The 14,558-nt window shown below is 59.2% G+C and carries 12 protein-coding genes; 5 read left to right on the top strand and 7 right to left on the bottom strand.

What is annotated here, in order from left to right:
- The first annotated feature begins 77 nt into the window (after window positions 1–77).
- Both ACNSOI_RS00790 and ACNSOI_RS00785 read left to right on the top strand, forming a co-directional pair.
- On the top strand, window positions 78–1,955 hold the full coding sequence (locus ACNSOI_RS00790) for an MFS transporter (protein ID WP_286253029.1): 1,878 nt from the start codon (window positions 78–80) through the stop codon (window positions 1,953–1,955).
- A gap of 113 nt (window positions 1,956–2,068) precedes the next feature.
- Entirely contained in the window at window positions 2,069–3,436 is a 1,368-nt protein-coding gene (locus ACNSOI_RS00785; RefSeq protein ID WP_286253027.1) for a WS/DGAT/MGAT family O-acyltransferase, read from the top strand.
- Here ACNSOI_RS00785 and ACNSOI_RS00780 read toward each other — a convergent pair whose 3' ends face one another.
- Both ACNSOI_RS00780 and ACNSOI_RS00775 read right to left on the bottom strand, forming a co-directional pair.
- Complete coding sequence (locus ACNSOI_RS00780; RefSeq protein WP_061331279.1) at window positions 3,437–3,844, bottom strand: NINE protein; 408 nt, start codon at window positions 3,842–3,844, stop codon at window positions 3,437–3,439. It lies immediately after the preceding gene.
- 394 nt (window positions 3,845–4,238) lie between these two features.
- The gene (locus tag ACNSOI_RS00775; protein WP_286253022.1) at window positions 4,239–5,345 is read right to left on the bottom strand and encodes an AraC family transcriptional regulator; all 1,107 of its coding nucleotides are present in this window, start codon (window positions 5,343–5,345) and stop codon (window positions 4,239–4,241) included.
- Between the two features lie 229 nt (window positions 5,346–5,574).
- Here ACNSOI_RS00775 and ACNSOI_RS00770 point away from each other — a divergent pair, with 229 nt between their 5' ends.
- A complete protein-coding gene (locus ACNSOI_RS00770) occupies window positions 5,575–6,468 on the top strand; it encodes a metal-dependent hydrolase (RefSeq protein ID WP_061331283.1) in 894 nt (297 codons plus the stop codon).
- Between the two features lie 109 nt (window positions 6,469–6,577).
- Here ACNSOI_RS00770 and ACNSOI_RS00765 read toward each other — a convergent pair whose 3' ends face one another.
- The 5 genes from ACNSOI_RS00765 to ACNSOI_RS00745 form a co-directional block, all read right to left on the bottom strand.
- Window positions 6,578–7,351: a class II glutamine amidotransferase gene (locus ACNSOI_RS00765; RefSeq protein WP_420194909.1), complete on the bottom strand. Its 774-nt coding sequence runs from the start codon at window positions 7,349–7,351 to the stop codon at window positions 6,578–6,580.
- A 50-nt stretch (window positions 7,352–7,401) separates the two neighbouring features.
- Entirely contained in the window at window positions 7,402–8,508 is a 1,107-nt protein-coding gene (locus ACNSOI_RS00760) for a GGDEF domain-containing protein (protein ID WP_106694231.1), read from the bottom strand.
- Window positions 8,509–8,602: 94 nt separating this feature from the next.
- Window positions 8,603–9,418 (bottom strand): SDR family NAD(P)-dependent oxidoreductase, encoded by an 816-nt coding sequence (locus tag ACNSOI_RS00755; protein ID WP_420194908.1) that lies wholly within the window; start codon window positions 9,416–9,418, stop codon window positions 8,603–8,605.
- A 131-nt stretch (window positions 9,419–9,549) separates the two neighbouring features.
- Window positions 9,550–10,155, bottom strand: a complete 606-nt coding sequence (gene yfbR / locus ACNSOI_RS00750; RefSeq protein ID WP_420194907.1) for a 5'-deoxynucleotidase — start codon at window positions 10,153–10,155, stop codon at window positions 9,550–9,552.
- 23 nt (window positions 10,156–10,178) lie between these two features.
- Window positions 10,179–13,001 carry a DUF748 domain-containing protein gene (locus ACNSOI_RS00745; protein WP_420194906.1) on the bottom strand — a complete coding sequence of 941 codons (2,823 nt, stop codon included), beginning with the start codon at window positions 12,999–13,001 and terminating at the stop codon, window positions 10,179–10,181.
- A 177-nt stretch (window positions 13,002–13,178) separates the two neighbouring features.
- Between ACNSOI_RS00745 and pdxH the strand changes: the two genes are divergently transcribed.
- Both pdxH and ACNSOI_RS00735 read left to right on the top strand, forming a co-directional pair.
- Window positions 13,179–13,814 carry a pyridoxamine 5'-phosphate oxidase gene (gene pdxH, locus ACNSOI_RS00740; protein ID WP_106694228.1) on the top strand — a complete coding sequence of 212 codons (636 nt, stop codon included), beginning with the start codon at window positions 13,179–13,181 and terminating at the stop codon, window positions 13,812–13,814.
- Window positions 13,783–14,544, top strand: coding sequence for a 4'-phosphopantetheinyl transferase family protein (locus ACNSOI_RS00735; RefSeq protein WP_420194905.1), 762 nt, complete (start codon window positions 13,783–13,785; stop codon window positions 14,542–14,544). The genes pdxH and ACNSOI_RS00735 overlap by 32 nt, the downstream gene beginning before the upstream one ends.
- The last annotated feature ends 14 nt before the right edge of the window (window positions 14,545–14,558 follow it).

Below are 14,558 nucleotides of genomic sequence, written 5' to 3'. Positions count from 1 at the left end.
GTTTCAGAGCTTGACCACCCTCACCGGCGGGTTTAGTCTCCGGCAACATTACAAGGCCAATCGAGGGTGTTCGGGTCATGGAAGATCACAGTCAGTTTCGCCTGTTGTCGGAGCGGCGGTTCCTGCCGTTTTTTGTGACCCAGTTTGCCGGGGCATTCAACGACAACCTGTTCAAGAACGCCTTGCTGTTGCTGGTCACCTACACCGCAGGGGGGCTATTCGGGTTGTCGGCAGATGTGGTGGTCAACCTCGCCGCCATGCTGTTTATCCTGCCGTTCTTTCTGTTCTCCGCCATTGCCGGCCAGGTCGCGGACCGGTTCGAGAAGTCGGCGGTGATCCGCTGGATCAAGTTTGCCGAAGTGGTGATCATGGGTGTCGCCGCCATCGGGCTCTGGTTCGGCTGGTACGAGATGTTGTTCCTGCTTTTGTTCCTCACCGGGGTGCAATCCGCCTTTTTCGGGCCGGTAAAGTACGCCATTCTGCCCCAGGCCCTGAAGGATTCGGAGCTGGTAGGTGGCAACGCGCTGGTGGAGATGGGCACCTTTGTGGCCATTCTCGTGGGCACGTTAATGGCGGGCGTGATGATGAAGGCCCCGGTGCCGGGCCCGGTGATTGCGGTGGCCGTTGCGTTGCTTGCCGTCGCAGGCCTGATCGCCGCGCTGCGGATTCCCAAGGCGGAGGCTGCCGCGCCGGATCTGAGGATTCGGTTCCGCCCGCTCCAGGAAACCTGGAAGCTGATGGCCATCGCCCGGGAAAACCACAATGTGTTCCTGAGCATTCTGACCATCTCCTGGTTCTGGTTTCTCGGCGCAGCCTACCTGACCCAGTTCCCCAACTTTGCCAAAACCCATCTGCTGGGTGACGAGACCGTGGTCACCATCCTGCTGGCCATTTTCACCATTGGCATTGCCGCCGGCTCCATTGCCTGTGAGCGGCTGTCCGGCCACAAGATTGAGCTGGGTATTGTGCCCATTGGTTCCCTCGGGCTCAGTTTCTTCGGCATTGACCTGTACTTCAACATGCCCGAGCAGCCCATCCCCTCCGACTGGTGGATGATCATCACCGATCCCCATTACCGCCAGGTGGCCATCGACTTGCTGGCCATCGGCATTTTTGGCGGGCTGTTTATTGTGCCGCTGTATGCTTATGTTCAGCGGGAGGCCAAGCCAGAGTCCCGGGCCCGGGTGATCGCCGCGCTCAATGTGTTCAACGCGTTATTCATGGTGATCAGTGCTTTGCTGGCGATGCTGATGCTGGGCGTGATCGGGCTGAGCATTCCCGAGTTTTTCCTGGTGCTGTCGATCATGAACCTGATCGTGGCCGGCTTTGTTTATCAGCAGGTGCCGGATTTTGCCCTGCGCTTTGTGATCTGGGTGCTGTCCCACACCGTTTACCGGGTCAGCCATCATCACCTGGACAGGATCCCCGAAGAAGGGCCAGCGCTGCTGGTGTGTAACCACGTGTCCTACATGGACGCCCTGGTGATTGCCGGTGCCGTGCGCAGGCCGGTGCGCTTTGTGATGGACCACAATATCTTCGCAACCCCCATCATGGGCAGCTTCTTCCGGCTGGCGAAGACCATCCCGATTGGTCCTAAATCCAAAGTCCCGGAAATCTACGAAGCGGCCTTCGACCGCATTGATGAGGAGCTGGCCGCCGGCCATCTGGTGTGCATTTTCCCGGAGGGCAAACTGACCAAGGACGGCGAAGTGGATACCTTCAAATCCGGCGTGGATATGATTCTGCAGCGCCGGCCGGTCACCGTCGTGCCGATGGCCCTGAGAGGCCTGTGGGGCAGTTTCTTTAGCCACTGCGGTGGCCCGGCATTCAGCCACCTGCCGAAGCGCTTCTGGTCCCGGATACACCTTCTGGCGGACCACCCCGTTGGCCCGGAGCAGGCCTCCGCATCGTTTCTGGAGGAAAAAGTCAAAGCCTTGCGGGGTGACCACCGCTGATCCCAACTACCGCGCAGTCGCCTGGGTAACACAGAACCGGGTTAATAAAGTCAATAAAGCCTGGGCCGACTTGCGCTAGTATCGGCCCATAGATCAATAACAAGGATTGCGCTGTGAAACCTCTGAGCCCCACCGACCAATTGTTTCTCTGGCTGGAAAAACGCCAGCAACCCATGCATGTGGGAGGCCTGCAGTTATTCTCGTTTCCCGAGGGCGCGCCGGATGATTATGTGGCACAGCTAGCGGAGGAGCTGAGGCAGAAATTTGAGGTGACGCCGCCGTTTAACCAGCGGCTGAGCTACAAGCTGGGTCAGCCAATGTGGGTGGAAGACGAACACCTGGACCTGGAACACCATTTCCGTTTCGAGGCCTTGCCAACCCCCGGCCGTATCCGGGAGTTACTGGCATTTGTGTCGGCGGAGCATTCCCATTTGATGGACCGAGAACGGCCCATGTGGGAGGTACACCTGATTGAAGGCTTGAAGGATCGGCAGTTTGCCATCTACACCAAGATTCACCATTCCCTGGTGGATGGCGTATCCGCCATGCGCATGGCCACCCGGATGCTCAGCGACAACCCGCAGGACACCGGTCTCCCCCCCATCTGGGACCTGCCCCGCAAGGCCCGGCCAGACCGGGACGACCCGGGCAGCTCCCTCTGGCACAGCATCACCCACCTGCTGGGGATGTCTGGCAAGCAGCTGGGCACCATTCCCACGGTGGCCAAAGAGCTGCTGAAAACCATCAACCAGGCCCGTAAAGACCCGGCGTACGACTCCATCTTCCACGCGCCACGCAGCGTGTTGAACCAGAAAATCACCGGCTCCCGCCGTTTCGCCGCCCAGTCCTATTGCCTCACCCGCATCAAGTCGGTGTGCGAAGCCTACGGCACCACCATCAACGATGTGGTCACCGCCATGTGCGCCTCGGCTCTGCGCACGTATCTGATGAATCAGGATGCCCTGCCGGAGAAACCACTGATCGCCTTTGTGCCTGTATCCCTGCACCGGGACGACAGCACCGAGGGCAATCAGGTAGGCGTGATTCTGGCCAACTTGCACACCGACGAAAACGACGCCGGCCAGCGCTTGCTGAAAATCCATCATGGTATGCAGGAGGCAAAGGACCGGTACCGGCACATGTCGCCGGAAGAGATCATCAACTACACCGCGCTTACCCTGGCCCCCGCGGCATTCCACCTGCTCACCGGCATGGCGCCCAAGTGGCAGACCTTCAACGTGGTGATTTCCAACGTGCCGGGGCCGTCCTCACCCCGCTACTGGAACGGCGCCAAGCTGGAGGGTATGTACCCGGTGTCCATTGCCATGGATCGCATGGCCCTGAACATGACCCTGACAAGCTACAACGGCCAGGTGGAGTTCGGGCTGATAGGCTGCCGAAGAACCCTGCCCAGCCTGCAGCGGATGCTGGATTACCTGGAAGACGGCCTCGCAGAACTGGAGATCGCCGCAGGCCTTTGATCAGCCGATCTGGTCGGCGTGGTTGCGTTCTGAGATCTGGCTGTTCAGGGTCCAGAAGTCGTACAGCACACCAATCAGGAACAGGCCGCCGGTAAGGAGGTAGATGATGCCGGTGATCCACTTGCCCATGTACATGCGGTGTACGCCGAACACGCCTAGGAAGGTGAGCAGTATCCAGCTGATGTTGTAGCTGATATTGCCTTCCTGGAAGCGCTTGTCGGCCTGGCGATCCATGCTGGGGATAAGGAACAGGTCGATGATCCAGCCAATGAGGAACAGCCCGAAGGTGAAGAACCAGATGGTGCCGGTGATGGGTTTGCCGTAATAAAAGCGATGGGAGCCGAGGAATCCGAAGATCCAGAGCAGGTAGCCTATGATTTTGCTGTGGGTGTCTGGTTGTCCGTTCATCTTGGTTCCTTTTTTTGGATGGTGTTACTCCTGCCCTAGCCTGTGGGTTTGGGGGCGGGACTGGGGAGGTGGGATTATTTTTCCCTTGGAAAAAACAACTCGCTTCGCTCAGACATCTTTTTTCTGGCGGGAAAAATAATCCAACCTCCCCGTCCGTCAAAATATCAGGGCATAGGCGGAGAAAAACAACTGCGAAAACCAATACAGAACACTGAAAAGAACGTCCAAAAACCGCTATGTGTGAATAGATACGCCATCTGAAAGGTCAGCAGGGCGTGGGGTGGTCAGAGAATTTTTTCCGCGAAAAAGATGTCTGAGCGCAGCGAGTTGTTTTTCGCAGAAAAAATTCTCTGACCACCCCACGACCACGCTCCCAAACCAGAGGCGCAACAAATCAGGGCCCCACCTCCGGAGCCGGGTCCGGCCCACCTTCCCGAAACTCGGACGCCGACTTCCCGGTCCACTTGCGAAAGGCCCGGCTGAAATTCGACAGGTCGGCGTAGCCCAGTTCATAGGCGATCTCGCTGACTGACTGATTGGTATAACGCAACAGCTGGATGGCCCGGTCTTTCAGTACCGCCTCGACGATTTCGCGGTAGCTGGTGTCTTTCTCCGCCAGTCGGCGCTTGAGCGTTCGGGACGACACACAGAAACGCTCTGCCATGGCTTCCAGAGAGGGCAAAGGCCCAGGCGTCATGCGCAGCATGTTGCGAATCGCGAGCACGATATCACCCTGTTCTTTCAACGCCTTTTGCAGTTCAAACTCGCACTGGTCCCGGGCCATGCGGGAGGCCTCGGCGTCGGCCAGGCGCATGCGCACATCAAGTAGTTTGCGGGGAAACACCAGCATTTCCTCCGGCTGGCCGTACTCGAAACGCACCGGTAACTGGCTGGCAAACCGGGCGTAGTAGGCGGGCTCCGGGCCAGACAGGCGCACCGAGACCCCTGGCAACTTGCCGTCTTCCAGGGCAAAGCCGCGGCTTTCGGCATCGGCGCGGTCCAGGAGCTGTTCGGTTAACAGAATCAGGGTGGCGCTGACGGTTTCCGCCAGAAAACCGTAGAGCCCCGGCACGTCGAATTCGGTGCACAGCTGCACCAGCACCTGATCACCGGCCAGGGATTGTTTCATACTCAGGAACGGGGCCCGCAACTGCAGATAGCGGCGGACCGAATCCAGTGCCCCTTCAAAGGTCGGGCTGGTCAGGGCAGCAAAACCGAGGGTGCCGTGAATGGTCAGCCGCAGTTCCTTGGCCAGGTGGAAGCTGAGGCCATCCTTTCCGGCCAGCTCCAGGGCGCGCTGGGCCATCAGGATGGCATCGGTTACGAAGATGCGGCTGTCGTTGGCCTTGAGGTCGTCTGCCGTGAAATCCAGCCCCTGGTAAAGGGCCCGATCGTTGTGGCCGAGCTGGCGTACCGTTTCACCCAGTACCCGCAGGTAAACGCCGGGTACCAGGAACAGCCCCAGCATTTGCCGTTCTTTGTCTGCACTGGTTGATGCCATGCCATGTCCCTGATTGATATTTATCGTGTTTCTGACTCTATCAGAAGCCACCGCCACTGGCAGTGGGGCGGCTCGCACCGATTTACCTGTCTCCCGGGCCAATTGTGCGGCGCTTTTTGTCCCAATGTGAACGGTAGCCGTCCCAACCTCGCATTCTGAAACGCCGTTGACTCCTCCACACTGGACCCATGACATCAGCCAAAGCGTTCAATCGCAGAGGAGTACAGACATGCTGACAACAACTCAAACAGACAAGCAAAACAAGGTTTCACATACACCGGACAATGTCTCGATCAAGCCGCAGCGCATGGGCTTTGAATTTGGAGAACAGGTACCCCGGTACTGGTTGGATAACAATTACCTGATCAGCCATACCATGAATGCGCTGTCGGTGCTGTTCCCCGAGGGCGAGCAGTTCTTTGTGGATTCGGTACGGGCGTTCCGGGGCCAGATTCAGGACCCCAAGCTGAAAGAGGAAGTTCGCGGCTTTATTGGCCAGGAAGCCATGCATTCGCTGGAACACATTGCCATGAACCAGCACGTGCGGGACCAGGGCATGCCGGTGGAGGAAATGGAGCGTGACCTGAAGGTGATTCTGGACGTGGCCCGCAAACTGCCCAAGCGCCACCAGCTGGCCATTACCTGCGCCCTGGAGCACATCACCGCCATGATGGCCGACATGCTGCTGGAGCGGGATGACGTGCGCGAGGATATGCACGAGAGCATGCGCCCGCTTTGGGTATGGCACGCCATCGAGGAGACCGAACACAAGGCGGTTGCCTACGATGTCTTCCAGCAGGCTGGCGGCACCTACGCCGAGCGGGCGTTCTATCAGGTGTTCAGTACCGTCGCACTGGGCATTGTGGGTACCTGGTACACCGGCCGGATGATCATGCACGATCGCAAGCATTTCTCGTTGAAGGATGCCGCCAAGGGCATGTGGCGCATGTGGGGCAAGGACGGTGCGTTTTCCAGCCTGATTCCGACCTGGCTGGAGTACTTCAAGCCTGGTTTCCACCCCTGGGACAAGGACAACAGTGAGGTGATCGGTCGGTTCAAGGCGGAGATCGAGGGTTACATTGCGCCGCAGTATAAGAATGGCAATCGGCGGACTCTTCAGTGAGCCCTAGTGTTGGAGTTACGCTGGCGAGCGGGTTGGGAAGGCTTTCCTTCCCAACCCACTCTCCTGCTTGACTGGACTTTGTGCTCTGGGCTCTTTTTGGCCCAGAGTATTATTTTCCTCCTGATGCTATCACTTCTCCCTTTTTCCACAGCCGCCACTCACCTGGCTGGTAGATATCCCATTGTTCATCGCTGGTCAGGGGTTCGGTGACGATCACACTGACAACGTCGTTGGGGGTGGTTTCGGATTCGAAATCAACGGTCACGTCGGCATCTTTTAGGCGGGCCGGGCCGAAGGGGGCTCGGCGGGTGATGCTGGCCATTTTGGTGGTGCAGTAGGTGAACAGCCAGTCGCCGTTACTGAGCAGAAGGTTGAACACGCCTTCGCGGGCGTAGGACTGTGACAGGCGCACCAGCCTCTCTACCACTTCCTCAAGAGGCGTATTGCGGTCACAGTGACTGCGCAGGTGGTTGAGGATGTCGCAGAACAGGGCTTCACTGTCGGTGTCGCCCACCGGCTCGTAGAACCCCTCTGCGGCCCGAAAGTGGGAAAGCTGGCCGTTGTGGGCGAAGACCCAGTAGCGGCCCCAGAGTTCGCGGATAAACGGGTGAGTGTTGGCCAGGCAGATTTCGCCAACGTTGGCCTGGCGGATGTGGCAGATGGCCACTTCGCTTTTGATCGGGTGGGTCTGGACCACTTCGGCCAGGCGGGAGCTGGCACTAGCGTCGGAATCGTGGAAGCTGCGAACGCCCTTGCCTTCATAGAAGGATACGCCCCAGCCGTCTTTGTGGGGGCCGGTTTCGCCACCACGGCGGGTTAGACCGGTGAAGCTGAAACACAGGTCGGTGGGGGTGTTGGCGCTCATGGCCAGCAGTTCGCACATGGTGAATTCGGTCCTTGGCTGTCGATGCTGTCCGCCTTAGGATACCCGATTCAGACTGTACCTCCAGCCACGGTTTTTTCGCTCCGGTCACGGTGCACCGGCCCCGCAGGGGCCACCCGATTCCGACCAGCGCGTTTGCCGGTATAGAGGCAGCGGTCGGCGACACAGAACAGGGTTTCGGCATCCTGGCCATGGTCAGGCCACTGGGCAATGCCGAAGGACGCCGTCACCCGGATACCGGCCTCACCGTAGTGTAACTCCCGGCCGGCAATGCGCTCTCGCAGTTCGTCCATCAGTTCAAAGGCGTCTGCAGGTTTTACGTCCCGCAGGATCAAACCGAACTCTTCACCACCGAGCCGGCCCACGGAGTCAGTGGTACGCAGGCGTTCGCTCAGGCATTGGCCGATGTTGCGCAGCACGTGATCACCGGCATCATGGCCAAGGGTGTCGTTCACCAGCTTGAAGTGGTCGATGTCCATCACCACCAGCGCAAAGCCGCTGCCGTTGCGTTCGCATTCGGCAATGGTGCGGGCCAGGGTGGACTGGAAATTAGCCCGGTTAGCCAGGCCGGTCAGGGCATCGGTCTGGGCCATGTCCACCAGCCGTTGCTCGGCCTCCTCCCGGCGCTCCTCGTACATATGCATGAACACTTGCATAAGCACGCCGCACAACACCATGTTCAGCAGATCAATCATGCCGTGGGCGGTGCCAACGGTTTCCAGGAAGAAGTAGTAGACAACAAGGCCAACAACCATGAACGGCACGCTCAGGATCATGCCTTCGCATTTTCCCAGCAGCAAATAGGCCAACACCGGCATCATCAACACCCAGACAAACGCCGCGATGGAGGCATCCGGCAACAACATGATGACAATAAAGAATGAGAAGATGGCCACCAGATAGGCGTAGATCCACTGCTGCAGGTGGGGCGTGGTCTTCAGCCGTTGCGCGCCGAAGAACAGAAGGCCGCTGGCAAGCAGTTCAATGGCAGACACCCAGGGGAATCCGTTGAAAAACTGAAGCACAGCAAACACCACCAGTGCGGAACCGGTGACAAAAAACAGTAATCTTGCGAGTGTACGGCGGTGATTGTCCCGCAAACCGGAGCGGCTGTGTTCCAGCGCCGCGCCCAGATCGGGATGCTTTGGCGTATTCATGCTGACTCTTCCCTGGATCAGCCTCAGAGTATAGCCCTTGAATACTGGTTGTAAAATAAGCAATCGGTATTCAAGGGCCGGGGGTTAGAACCGATCAGACGTACAGGTTCTTTCTGGAGAAACGCTCCACCAGTGGCTGATAGGCAGAGCCCAACAGGCGGTTGAGGGCATCAATACCCCAGGCATCCGGGCCCACCAGGATGCGGGATTCGTTCTTCAGAATGCCTTTAACGATGATTTCGGCCGCCTTGTCCGGGGTGGTCATGGCCAGCTTATCGAAGCCCTTACGCTGGGCGTCGCCGTTTTCGGACTTGCCCATACGAGCGGCGTTGGCAATGTTGGTACGAATGCCACCCGGGTGCACACAGCTGACATGCACTGGCTGGTTCTCCAGCTTCATTTCCTGGCGCAGGGATTCAGTAAAGCCACGAACGGCAAACTTGGCGGCGTTATAGGCGCTTTGCTTGGGCACACCAATCAGGCCGAATACGCTGGAGATGTTTACCACGTGGCCGTCACCCGAGGCGATCAGGTGCGGCAAAAAGGCCCGTGTGCCGTGGGCGACGCCCCAGAAATCGATGTCCATGACCCACTTGAAGTCGTCGTCAGTCATTTCCCGCACCGTGGCAGACAGCGCCACACCCGCGTTGTTGATCACCAGGTTTACCTGGCCGAAATCTGCCTTCACCTGTTCGGCGTGGGCGTAGATCTCATCACGGTCAGACACGTCCAGGCGGTAAGTTTTCACACGGTTCTTGTCGAGGGTGGCGACGGTTTCCGCCAGGCCGGCTTCGTTGACATCCGACAGCGCCAGGCGGCAGCCCCGAGCTGCCAGGGCGTGGGCCAGGGCACGGCCAATGCCGGAACCTGCACCGGTCACCACGGCAACTTTGTTTTTCAGATCTTTCATGGCGGGAGCCTCTTGTTGTGGTCTTTCCAATTAAAGCAGCGTCTTGGTACTTCGCCACTTTAGAGAGCCACCCGGGCCAAACCTATGGCAGCGGACTCCGCCTGGCGCCGGCAGCGGGGCCAGTCAACAGGCTATTCCAGCAGGTTATCCAGAGGCTGGTCGTAGCCCGGTGCAAAGACCTCCAGAAAGTAGCGCACCTCCGGCAATCCGTCTGCGTCCAGCCGGGCGCGGATCTGGGCTTCGGCGGGCACGAATTCCGGGTTGCCGGCACGGATTTCCGCCCGGCACTTGAGCCAAGCCGAGAGCCGGTCAGCCGCCTTGATCAATTCCTTTTCCTGCTCAGCCAGCCGGGACTCCCGAACATAGGGCGAGAAGTCATCCCGGAGATCGGCCGGTAACAAGGCCAGTAACTCCGCTTCTGCCTTGTGTTCGATATCACCGAAGGCTTCCCGCATCACTTTCGAGTGATATTTCACCGGTGTCGGCATGTCGCCGGTGATCACCTCGGTGGCATCGTGGTAAAGCGCGGCAGCCGCGATGCGGTCCGCGTTGACCTGACCGTCAAAATGCCGGTTGCGGATCAGCGCCAGCGCGTGGGCGATGGTCGCTACTTCCCAGGAATGGGTGGCGACGTTTTCTTCGATGGCGTTACGCATCAAGCCCCAGCGCTTGATCCAGCGCAGACGGGAAACATAGGCAAAGAAGTGGCTGGCAGTGCGCTGTTTCAGACTGGCCATAGAACTACCTGATTCAATTAGGATTAACGAACGTCCAGCGTGAACTGCACGGTGACAAGCCCCTGTTCATCGGTGATGGCCTGGCGGGACGGCTCCAAGGTGAACAACTGGGCAGGGTCTACTTCGTGGGTTTCCTGCAGCAGGCGGCGAACCGCCAGACCCCGGTTGGTAGCCAGTTGCCCCAGGGCCTCTGGCGGCAGCGGGCGCTCACCCTCGCGCCAGGCTTGTTGTGCCTGGACCCAGGCTTCGTCGGTCAGTTCCTCGCCCCGGGCTTCCATCCGGGCGCGCAGTAGCGCCAGGGCGTCAGCTTCCGGGTTTACGCCGCCGCGAACGTTCAGCACCAGCTCAGGGCGCTCCCTCAAAGCCTGTGCCAGGGCCGACAGTTTGGCGGCCTCACCCTCAGCCAACTCAACGCTACCCGGCACAAAACTGACCTCGCCCAGGTCTTCACTACTGAAGCCCGCCAGATCAGCCAGGGAGCCCAACATGCTGAAGGGGGATGCCGCGGCTTTCACCAGCAGGTTCACAAACGCGCGCATGACGATCTGTCCGACCCGAAACTCCGGATCGGCGATATCACCCTGCACCGGCAAGTCGACCTCAATGAGGCCACGGCGGTCTGTCAGCAGCGCGAGGCCGAGCTTGACCGGCGCGCTGATGGCCTCATCACTCGGAACGGCCTGACCCAGCTCCATACGGTCCAGCACTACCCGGTTTGAGGCTTTCAGGCGGGTGCCGGTGAACGCATAGTCCAGATTCATTTTGAGCTTGCCCGAGTCGACGGCGTAGCCCAGGTATCGGCCGAAGTAGGGTGACAATACCGGCAACGCCAGATCCTCCATGGCCAGGCGAATGTCGCTGGTATCCTCGGTGCCCAATGCGCCCAGCGTGCCTTCAAAGGTGACGGGGGCAACGCCTGCGAGCCGGCCCTTGAGGTTCACCCGTCCTTGCTGTGGCGGCACATTACTGATGCCGCTGACCGCACCGGTGAGATGATCAAAGTTAGTACTGAACGGCGGCTCCAGTGTGCGATCGGAATAACCGACGGCGCCGTCTTCAACCACCAGTTGATTGATCCGGAAAACAAACTCCGGTTCGCGGGAGCTGGCTTCGGGGCCTGTCGATTGCGCTGATGCAGGCTCACTACCGGTATCTGGCTGCCCGCGAACGATCCGGGCCAGATTGTGCACGCCATCAAGTGAGCGAACGACGTTCAGCGAGGGCCGTGCCAGGGTTACCGTGCCGATTTCCAGCCTTGGCGGGTAAACATTGAATTCGATTGGCGCCAGGCGCAGGGTACGCCAGCCCAACATGGAGGCATCGCCATCAGGCAGCCTTAAATCCAGGTTTGCGACCTCGCCGGTGCCGCTGAACGTACCAGTCATCGGATCGTCCTGGCTGTCCAGGTCCAGGTTGCCATCAAAACTCAACTCACCGCTGGCCAACGCCAGGTTGGCCGCTTGCTGCAGGTATGGCTCAATCACCGCAAGCACAAGATCGGAACCGGATACTGCCGCCTCCAGCGTGAACGGCGCCGGTGTCAACTGGCCGTTGGCGGCTACACGGCCACCACTGGCAAGCGCTGAACTCAGCCGGTAGCTGACGGGTTCATCCAAGCGATCCGATAAACCGCCCAGGGTTATGTCCAGATCCACCAGTTCCAGCTCCGCCGCTTGCTGTGGCACCTGATCCCGCCAGCGCACCCGCCCGTCAGCCAGCTCAAAACCCTGAACCGACCAGCGAAACGCCGGTACGCCGGTGTCCGGTGGCTCGCCCTGGCCTTCATCGGCAGTGGCTTCTGGCATAGTTGCCAGCCAGTCAATCTGACCCTCGTTGTTGCGGACCGCGGCAACAAAGGGTTGATCGAGTGTGATCATACCTACCCGGGCTTCTCTGGCTGTCAGATCAAAGCCGATACCATCAACCTGGATACCGGAAGTGGTCAAGCCCGGTTCCTCATCCCCGGCATCCAGGGCCAGGGCCAGGTTCTGCACAGTCAGCTTGCCCTGGGACGTGATCAGCTCAAACGGCTCGCCGCCCGCCAACTGGTAATAGGACTCTATGGCCACGGTGCCATCCCGTAACTGCCATGGCAAAAACGGCGACAGAAAATGCGCCAGGGTGTCATGGCGCAAATCAGACACCTTCACGCGGCCTTCGGAGTAAAGTGGCGCTATGCTCAGCTCACCGTCCCACTCAATGGTCTGGTCACCCAGGGCGGCAATCACTGAATACTGACTGCCACCGGTCTCCCTTGGCCAGGTGGCCAGCTCGTTGATGGACAGGTCAAGCGGGGTAATACGGAACTCTGCCGGCTCCGCCTGGCTGAAATCCCGGAACAGCAACTCGCCGCCATCGATCGCCAGGTGCTGGAAGTACAGCTTGGGTATCGCGCCTGCCTCATCCCCGGCTGCGGCTACGGGTTCCTGTGCGAGCTCATCTGGCCGGGAGGCCTGCCAATCGCGGGCAAAGTTGATGCTGTAGTCATCCAACAGATCCAGCCGGATGTGCGGTTCCTGCAGTCGAATGTCCTGGAAATGGACGATCCCCCGGAACAGGGGAAAGAAACCCAGATTTACAAACAGGCGATCAAACCCGACCACTTTTTCGCCGGCACGGTCGTCCGCAGACAACCCCGTTATATCCAGGGTCAGGGTGAAGGGGTTTACCTGAACTTCCGACAACTCAGCCTGCCAGCCCATCTGCTGATTCAGCTGTTCCGGCAAAGTCTTTTCGAGCCACCAGGGCAAAGCCAAAAAGCCTGCGAGGGCGTACAAGCCAAACAGAACGACCGCTACAATAGCCAGGTTTCTGGGCAAACGACTGGGGGAATGACTCCGGGCCACGAAACTCTCCTTGATCGAGGGCGAACACACGGGGCTGCCTGCACCCCCTGCCTGACACTAGGATAGTCCGCCCGGTAGTCCTTTGTCAGCCGCTGACACGCCAACGTGAACCCGTTATGCTTGAGTGCCGTACCTGTAGACACTTAGCGGGTTACGCAGCAAGACGAGGAGAGGTGAATGGACATCGGCGATATGCGTCGGGATTTTGAAAGTGAGGGGCTGGACAGGGAACACCTGAATGACGACCCAGTAGCCCAGTTCCAGGCCTGGTTTAACGATGCCCGTAGTGCCGGGATTCTGGAACCCAACGCCATGTCACTTGCCACCACCGGCTCTGACCAGATGCCGGACTTGCGCACCGTGCTACTGAAATACTTTGATAGCCAAGGCTTTGTTTTCTACACCAACTACGGCAGCCGCAAGGCCAGAGAACTGGACGAAAACCCAAGGGCTGCGCTGCTGTTCCCCTGGATCGGTCTGAACCGCCAGGTACGTATTCAGGGAAAGGTAGAGAAAGTCAGTAAGGCGGAATCCCTCAGGTACTTCGCCTCCAGACCCCGTGGCAGCCAGCTCGGAGCCTGGGTTTCTGAACAGAGCAAGGCGATTACCTCAAGGGGGCTACTGGAACAAAAGGTGGCGGAGATGAAACGCAAGTTCAGCTCCGGTGAAATACCCTTACCCAGCTTCTGGGGCGGTTATCGGGTGGTACCGGAACGCATCGAGTTCTGGCAGGGACGGCCAAGCCGACTTCACGACCGTTTTGAATACGTGAGAGAGGCCGATGGCTGGACCATCCAACGACTCCAACCCTGATCGTCCCAGTATCTGGCTGTGCCACCAGATCAACCGGGATGTTCCCGAAGCTCCTGCCTGGATGACCGGTTTCGAGGCTGAAACACTGGCTCGGCTGGCGGGTACTCGCCGTCAGGAGTTCCTGACCAGCCGCTGGCTGCTCCGGCAAAGCCTTGCGCAAACCAGTGACCAGGCACCAGAGTGCTGTCTTCCCGTGGATGGGCGACCAAACCGTGCCGTTAATCCGGAAGGCCGATTTCTGTCCTTGAGCCATAGCCGGGGGCTTTGCGCCGTGGGCACAGACACCTATCAGCTGGGTATCGACATCGAGCCAAGCCAACGCAGGCCGGATTGGGTCGCCGTTGCCAGACGCTGGTTCTCCCCCATCGAACAGGAGTGGCTGTTTCGCGCTGATGATCCCTTCGATTTCCTTAAAGTATGGACCCTGAAAGAAGCCTGGCTCAAGGCAACCGGTCGTGGCATTGCCGGCAACCTGCAAACCCTTGAAGTTCGCAACCAGTTTGAGCTCTATGGCGATCAGCCCGACCAGACCTGGCTGGCCAGTTGCTTCTACGTGGAGGGTTTTCTGGTAACGTTGGTCTATCGAAACAGGGATCAGGGCGGCCCGAGCAGTTGGCCCGGCATCACCCTGCTGGAACCACCTCCGGATGACTATAACCTGGCACTGGCGGGTACCCAGGAAGCAAGTTGGGAGCCCATGTTCCACAGGGTCATCCGGTCAAAGCGATAACCGGGATTCACTGT

This window comes from Marinobacter sp. GH_1 (genome assembly GCF_048595985.1).
GTDB lineage: Bacteria > Pseudomonadota > Gammaproteobacteria > Pseudomonadales > Oleiphilaceae > Marinobacter > Marinobacter shengliensis.
The sequence above is the reverse complement of the archived record's forward strand: the minus strand, read 5'-3'. Positions and strand labels throughout refer to the sequence as shown.

What these genes read in the sequence shown, in the direction of transcription:
- ACNSOI_RS00770 (WP_061331283.1), top strand. Translation starts at nt 5,575, where the DNA reads ATGCTGACAACAACTCAAACAGACAAGCAAAACAAGGTTTCACATACA.
- ACNSOI_RS00760 (WP_106694231.1), bottom strand. Translation starts at nt 8,508, where the DNA reads ATGAATACGCCAAAGCATCCCGATCTGGGCGCGGCGCTGGAACACAGC.
- ACNSOI_RS00735 (WP_420194905.1), top strand. Translation starts at nt 13,783, where the DNA reads ATGGCTGGACCATCCAACGACTCCAACCCTGATCGTCCCAGTATCTGG.
- ACNSOI_RS00790 (WP_286253029.1), top strand. Translation starts at nt 78, where the DNA reads ATGGAAGATCACAGTCAGTTTCGCCTGTTGTCGGAGCGGCGGTTCCTG.
- ACNSOI_RS00755 (WP_420194908.1), bottom strand. Translation starts at nt 9,418, where the DNA reads ATGAAAGATCTGAAAAACAAAGTTGCCGTGGTGACCGGTGCAGGTTCC.
- ACNSOI_RS00780 (WP_061331279.1), bottom strand. Translation starts at nt 3,844, where the DNA reads ATGAACGGACAACCAGACACCCACAGCAAAATCATAGGCTACCTGCTC.
- ACNSOI_RS00775 (WP_286253022.1), bottom strand. Translation starts at nt 5,345, where the DNA reads ATGGCATCAACCAGTGCAGACAAAGAACGGCAAATGCTGGGGCTGTTC.
- pdxH (WP_106694228.1), top strand. Translation starts at nt 13,179, where the DNA reads ATGGACATCGGCGATATGCGTCGGGATTTTGAAAGTGAGGGGCTGGAC.
- ACNSOI_RS00765 (WP_420194909.1), bottom strand. Translation starts at nt 7,351, where the DNA reads ATGTGCGAACTGCTGGCCATGAGCGCCAACACCCCCACCGACCTGTGT.
- yfbR (WP_420194907.1), bottom strand. Translation starts at nt 10,155, where the DNA reads ATGGCCAGTCTGAAACAGCGCACTGCCAGCCACTTCTTTGCCTATGTT.